At 51.3% G+C, this 6000-nt stretch carries 3 protein-coding genes and 3 pseudogenes; 2 read left to right on the top strand and 4 right to left on the bottom strand.

What is annotated here, in order from left to right:
* Nucleotides 1–90 precede the first annotated feature (90 nt).
* Both B4968_RS26405 and B4968_RS17645 read right to left on the bottom strand, forming a co-directional pair.
* Nucleotides 91–189, bottom strand: a pseudogene (locus B4968_RS26405) (transposase); the annotation flags it as partial.
* 127 nt (nt 190–316) lie between these two features.
* On the bottom strand, nt 317–2461 hold the full coding sequence (locus B4968_RS17645) for a calcium-binding protein (protein ID WP_139792894.1): 2145 nt from the start codon (nt 2459–2461) through the stop codon (nt 317–319).
* Between the two features lie 364 nt (nt 2462–2825).
* On the opposite strand from B4968_RS17645, the gene B4968_RS17635 reads away from it, so the two are divergent.
* A complete protein-coding gene (locus B4968_RS17635) occupies nt 2826–3287 on the top strand; it encodes a transposase (protein WP_139792893.1) in 462 nt (153 codons plus the stop codon).
* A 390-nt stretch (nt 3288–3677) separates the two neighbouring features.
* On the opposite strand, the pseudogene B4968_RS17625 reads toward B4968_RS17635, so the two are convergent.
* Nucleotides 3678–3890, bottom strand: a pseudogene (locus B4968_RS17625) (transposase); the annotation flags it as partial.
* Between the two features lie 1018 nt (nt 3891–4908).
* Between B4968_RS17625 and B4968_RS17615 the strand changes: the two are divergent.
* Nucleotides 4909–5112 (top strand): annotated as a pseudogene (locus B4968_RS17615) (DDE-type integrase/transposase/recombinase); the annotation flags it as partial.
* Between the two features lie 29 nt (nt 5113–5141).
* Here B4968_RS17615 and B4968_RS17610 read toward each other — a convergent pair.
* The coding region (locus tag B4968_RS17610) for an IS3 family transposase (RefSeq protein WP_083100711.1) at nt 5142–6000 on the bottom strand (859 nt) is incomplete at its 5' end.

Here is a 6000-nt window from a genome sequence, read left to right as displayed (position 1 = left end):
CGCCCACCTGCGCCAGAGGCCATCGTTCCGATGGACCAAAGGCCAATCATGCACTAACTTTCAAGTTGGACCACTCAAGTGGGGCTGCTCAACACCCAGGTCATCAGCCACCTGCTTACGTGTTAGCCCACTGGTCAGTGCGATACGCACAGCATCTTGGCGGAATTCGTCCGTCCGTTTCAGTCCCATAATCAGTCTCCTTTGCTGCAGTATATGCTATCAAGGAGCGGCATCAAACCGCGACAGGTCCAAATCGGGACAAGTCCAAAGTGTGGTCGTCATTGATTATGCCTAGTCAAGTGCGAAAAACTCAAATTCATAGGAACAAGAAGTCGTCTTGGCTTAGATCGTAGGTCGAGATGCCTACAATTTCTACCTGACCAGTTTCCCAGGTTGCGGTCGCGCCACGTTCAGATCCAGACAGTGAAAGATCTTCCCATGACAGCCCCAAAATTTGCAGCATGTCTTCGCCCGCAGTAAAATCTACGATGGTGTCGTTGCCGGTGTTAACATCCGTTCTAAAACGGAACGTATCAACCCCCAGACCGCCATCCAATATATCATCTCCAGCACCTCCGGAAAGTGTGTCCCTCCCTTGGCCTCCAAACAATTCATCGTTTCCGCTACCAGAAAAAATTCGATCGTTTCCTGAGTTACCATAGACCAGATCATTGGACGTACCGGATGAGCCACCCTTGTATAAGTCGGTTCCGAGCCCCAAGTGTACTTCATCGCTGCCGTTGCCGCCAGCTACAGTGTCGCGGCCACGTCCTGCGAAAATTATGTCCTCACCATTGCCTCCCCGAATGTCGTCGCGGCCAACCCCACCATCGATGACATCGTCACCAGAAAAGCCGCGGAGATTATCATTTCCTCCATAGCCAAAAATTTGATCTCCTTCTGATGTCCCCAAGAGTTCGTCGTCAATAGGGTTATACCAATCCCCTCTCAACACCTGTCCTTCGTCCCAGGAAAATTCGAGTTGGATAACCTCGTATGGGTTCAAGTCAAAGTTCAGGACGCCATCACCATGCTGAGCTCCCTCAAGCACCATAGCAGCGAGAGCATTTATCTGGGCATCAGCATCTACAGCCAGTGGATCATCGCCTGACCGTACCTCCAGTAATGTTCCATGCAGATGGTACCCAGTGTCAGCGAATGCGCTAAAGTCCGCATTTATCTCAATCTCTTCATCTACTCCTGAAGCAATGTAGACAATCACCTTTCCATCTTTCGCAAAGGAATAAATATAGCCTGCATTATCCATTGAAATGGTGCCAAAAGTCATCTCGTCAATAGAAAGTTCTCCATCGCCATTTGGATCGATGAGCCTAGAGCCTTGCAAGGTGTTCATCATCATCTGAAAAAGCATGCCCGTGGGAGTCATTCCGTTTTGACCCTGCTCGAAAAGCGAACCAGAACCAGAACCTAACGCCTGCGTCGTCCAGATCATCGCGACATCTACACCAGCTTGAAGCATGTCTGTGAAGAGGCGCAGCAGCATCGGCCCTCTTTCCAAGCCAGTGATGTTACCTGGCCGATCTGCGCGGATATTCCACTCTGTAGTAACAATATCAAGAGCATTGGGTCCATCTACCACCCAGCCATCTTCTCTCAATCGATCACTTCGGGTCGCCGCAACCCAAGGATTATCCAAGTATTGATCTTCTAAAACGCCTTCGGACCGAGTGGGTTGATAGAAATGATCCACTAGGCCGTCTACGGCCCGTAGGTCGTCGTCAGAAAAAGCTTGCAAAAATTCAATGTTGTCACTCACTCCATTTGCATCAAAGTCTCGAGCCCCTTGCTGACTGCTCTGGATCCAAATTGAGGGAGTATTTGCAGTGTCAGCATCACTTCTGGCTTCATCCACCCAAACTGCAATTGATCGTTGGAGAGAAGCAAACTCGGCTGGTGTCCAGCTGTACGCACTATTGAACCATTCGTTTCCAATTTCGAAAGCGTGAATATTTGCGTCTCCATAGGCCCCTGAAAGCACTTCCATCACGAACGTTTTTATTATCTCCTCAGCTTGTGGGTCTATCCTACGAGTTTCCTGGTCAAAGAAACGCCAAGTAGGGAGTACAATTACTGTAGAGATTCCATGTTCAGCCGCGTAGGAGAGGAAGTCGCTCAATGGTGTTACGTCAGTGGAAGACCCCGCGTTGTTGACCAAAGCGACAGGTTCGGGATTGTCAGGGTTAGCCAGGTCAAAATAGTTTTCAGTTTGGGTTCCGCCGGGGTACCTCAAGAAACTCAAACCAACCTGTTCGGAGGCCAGCGTAAAGTCTGAACCTTCACTTACTTCGTGCCGATGGAATTCAAATCCAGATCCGAAATGGGCAGCCGAGACAAATTCCCCAGCAAAACCTAGATTAGACTGCTCATCTCCGTTCCATGTGAAGTCACTCTGTTGTGAAAGCAAGTTATAACTAGGAAGTTCAACGCGATTTACTGACATATTGCACCCACTCAACTGGTTCAGCTTCCCTGAGAACAAACGGGAAACATATTTACTGGTTCAGGTTGACGGGCTAGCGGGTGCTCTTCGTGTCTGAATCGTGGCAAACTTGCGTCCTAAGCTTGCAATTGGTATTTAATGCATAGACAGTTTGTGGGGGGGCGGGGCTTGGTTGCAGAAATCGCGCTGCGAGGATTCACAGGATGAATCCAGCGTGATAGCTGGCGCTCATGAGGGGTAATCTCCCCTAAAATTAGTGTGTTCAAAAGTAGAATTTTCCGTAGGCGGCGCGTCGCCCCCACACTTTCGAGCTGACAACTGATCTGCGATTCAGAGACCTGTTTGATTTGTGGGGAGTTTCTCGATGGGAGCTATAAGCGAGTTTCTGGCAAGTGTGCCGCGCCGCGCGGACGGCAAGTGGAATTGGCCGCCGGAGCTGAAGGACCGGATCGTGGCAGAGACGTTGATTGAGGGCGAGACGTTCAAAGCGGTTGCGAAGCGGTATGAGTTGATCCCCAGCACGGTGTCTGATTGGCGTCGGATGGCGCGGCAGGGCAAGCTGGTTTTGCCAAACCTGGACGGCATGAACTATGTGCCGGTTAAGATCGCGGCGTCTGCGCCGGGCGCCCAGCCTCAGCCCGCCACATCCTCCAGCCCGCTTGATGTGATCAAGGGCGATGTCCCGGTTCGTTTTGATGCGGCAACGCTAGCGGCGCGGATCGCCGAGATCGCCCGGGCTTTGGCGACGGGATTTTACCCTCGCATAAGGTGCGGATTTTTGTGGCCAGTGATCCGGTCGACTTCCGCAAGGGCCATGACGGTCTAGTTGCTCTGGTGCAGAGCCACCTGCGTCAGAAGCCTTTTGATGGGTCGGACTACGTGTTCCGCACCAAGCGGGCGGATCGCCTGAAGCTGAGGCACAAGAACAAGCAACTGAATGGCTCTGGACTTACAACAACGAGCCCCCCAACATGGGCATCGGGGGCATGACACCCGCCATGAAACTGAAAACAGCCGCCTGAATTCTACGGTTGGACCCCGTTAAAAATGGGGGGATTACCGCACCTCACTTGTCTGCAAGCCATGAGAGGGATCTTGCCCTGAGTTTGTGGATGGTATGGCACTCCACGCGAATGCTTCATGCCTTTACGATGAGCAACAAACACTCTCTTATAAAACAGCGCTATTTGGACCCGCAAGTGCTGACGTAGGACACTGGCTTCGCCCAATCCAGACCGACCATTTTCAGCAGGCTTTCCCCAAACCCCATCGTCTGGCGAAGCGGCAAACCAAACAACACTTTGATGGTCAGGCAGGCTTGTATGGCCGAATCACAGTAAGCTTGCTGTCGACCCCGATTGCCAGAAGGTTCCGCCTCCCAGGCCATCTCGGGATCAAACCAGATCGATAGTGAGCCACGTTGCTTCAGGGCCTAATTGCAGTCTGACCAGTTGTAAGTCGTTGATTTCCAGTTACTCATGATTGCCAGCTAGCACGCTGAATTCATGCCACGAATCCTTTCAAAATATCTGTGCAACAAAGCCGAAACTCATTATCAAATAGTCAAAATCCCCCTATTGTTCACGTGGTGGACACAGTTAGGGAAATTTTTACACATATTTGAAATGATTAAAGCTCAAAGCAGAACGGTTGAGAGTCTAGGGCTCTGGTGACAGGTTTTGGACCTCGCGTTCAAGATTTCACCGCTAGGTCCAGGCCCGAAATTGTTCTGTTCCAAACGCCTAGTTGAGGCTATGTGCTCGCTTTCATGTGGGCCATTTCTGGGGGTTGCTGACAATAAGAGGACTAGAGTCCCTTGAAAATCGAGCTAATGTATCCGTTCCATTTATGGTTCGAAGTGGCGGAAAGTAAAATGCGTGAATGTGGATTATACCCCTTAGGGGATAGTGCTATTAATCGCAGTTCGAGTTAAGGAGTGATTTGGTGCCTGTTTATGAAGTTTTATCCCGTGGGAATTTGGCGAAAATTAGTGAGGTCCCCTATGATTGGTCGGCGCTAGGAGTAGTAAGGCTGGCGTCGGAGGCGGTGTTTTTTCGCCCTGAGGTGGACTGCAACGCAATAAATTCATGTGTCGCACAAATGAGTGAGGATGACATACTGGACTGCATATTCGATTCATTAGACTGCGATGTTTTTTTTAAATTAATCGGGTATTTGGAGGGATTGTCCCATGAGGTGATCTATTCTAAAGATCTTTAGGGGAAATCAAATCTTCTCGATACTGAAAATGGCGCAGTAACCATGGTGTGTCAAACCACAGCGGACTACTTCAAAGGGTGAAATGATCGGGTAAAACTGGACAGCGTGCTAGCAACTGTATCTTTCACACGGTTTTAGCGGACCATTTTTGGCGTGATTTGCACAACGCATTCACGATTGTGATGAGATTTCTGGTTGCGGCTGTTATGATGAAATTGGGCGGTTTTCCAGCGGCGCGCAACCTGCCGGACCGAAACTTCACAGCGGATGCCCCAAATCAGAAATGGGCGGGCGATATCAGCTATGTTTGGACGCGTGAGGGCTGGTTGTATCTGGCTGTGATCCTGGGCCTGCATTCTCGGCGCGTGATCGGATGGGACGTTAGCAATCGCATGAAACGCGATCTGGCAATCCGGGCGTTGAACATGAGCAGCCCCACTTGAGTGGTCCAAATTGAAAGTTAGTGCATGATTGGCCTTTGGTCCATCGGTACGATGGCCTCCGGCGCTGGTGGGCGGTAGCCCAATGCACTGTGGGGTCGTTTGGTGTTGTAGTGGTTCCTCCATCTTTCGATGATGATCTGGGCTTCTCGCAGTGAGTAAAAGACCTCACCGTTCAGTAATTCGTCCCGCATCCGCCCGTTGAAGCTCTCGCAATATCCGTTTTCCCAAGGCGACCCTGGCTCGATGTAAGCGGTCTTGGCCCCAACTGCTTCAACCCAGTCCCTGACGGCCTCAGCGATGAACTCCGGGCCATTGTCCGACCTGATGTAAGCTGTCGTACCACGAAGGATGAACAGGTCCGTCAGGGCGTCATTGACTTCTGTCGAGTTGAGCTTTCGTTTTACCCGGATCGCCAGACACTCCCGGCTGTATTCATCCAAGATGTTCAATGTCCTGAAGGCCCTGCCATCGTCTGTTCGGTGTTGCACGAAGTCGTATGACCACACGTGATTGCAATACTCTGGGCGCAGCCGGATACATGATCCGTCGTTCAGCCAGAGCCGACCCTTCTTAGGTTGCTTCATAGGCACCTTCAGCCCCTCACGTTTCCACAAACGCTCGATACGTTTGTCATTCACCTGCCAGCCTGCATTTCGTAACAAGGCAGCAATCCGACGATAGCCATATCGACCGTACTGACGCGCCAGTTCGATCATGTCTGCGACCAGCCGGTCTTCGTCATCACGCCCCATTGCTACTCGCCGTTGTGTGGATCGGTGCAGGCCCAGGACGCGACAAACGCGGCGCTCAGAGACCTTCATCTGGCTGCGCACATGATCTATGCATGCACGTCGGCGTGAGGGGCTCAGAAGTTTC

This window comes from Pseudophaeobacter leonis (genome assembly GCF_002087335.1).
Classification (GTDB): Bacteria; Pseudomonadota; Alphaproteobacteria; order Rhodobacterales; family Rhodobacteraceae; genus Pseudophaeobacter; species Pseudophaeobacter leonis.
This window is presented reverse-complemented; position numbering and strand designations above follow the sequence as displayed.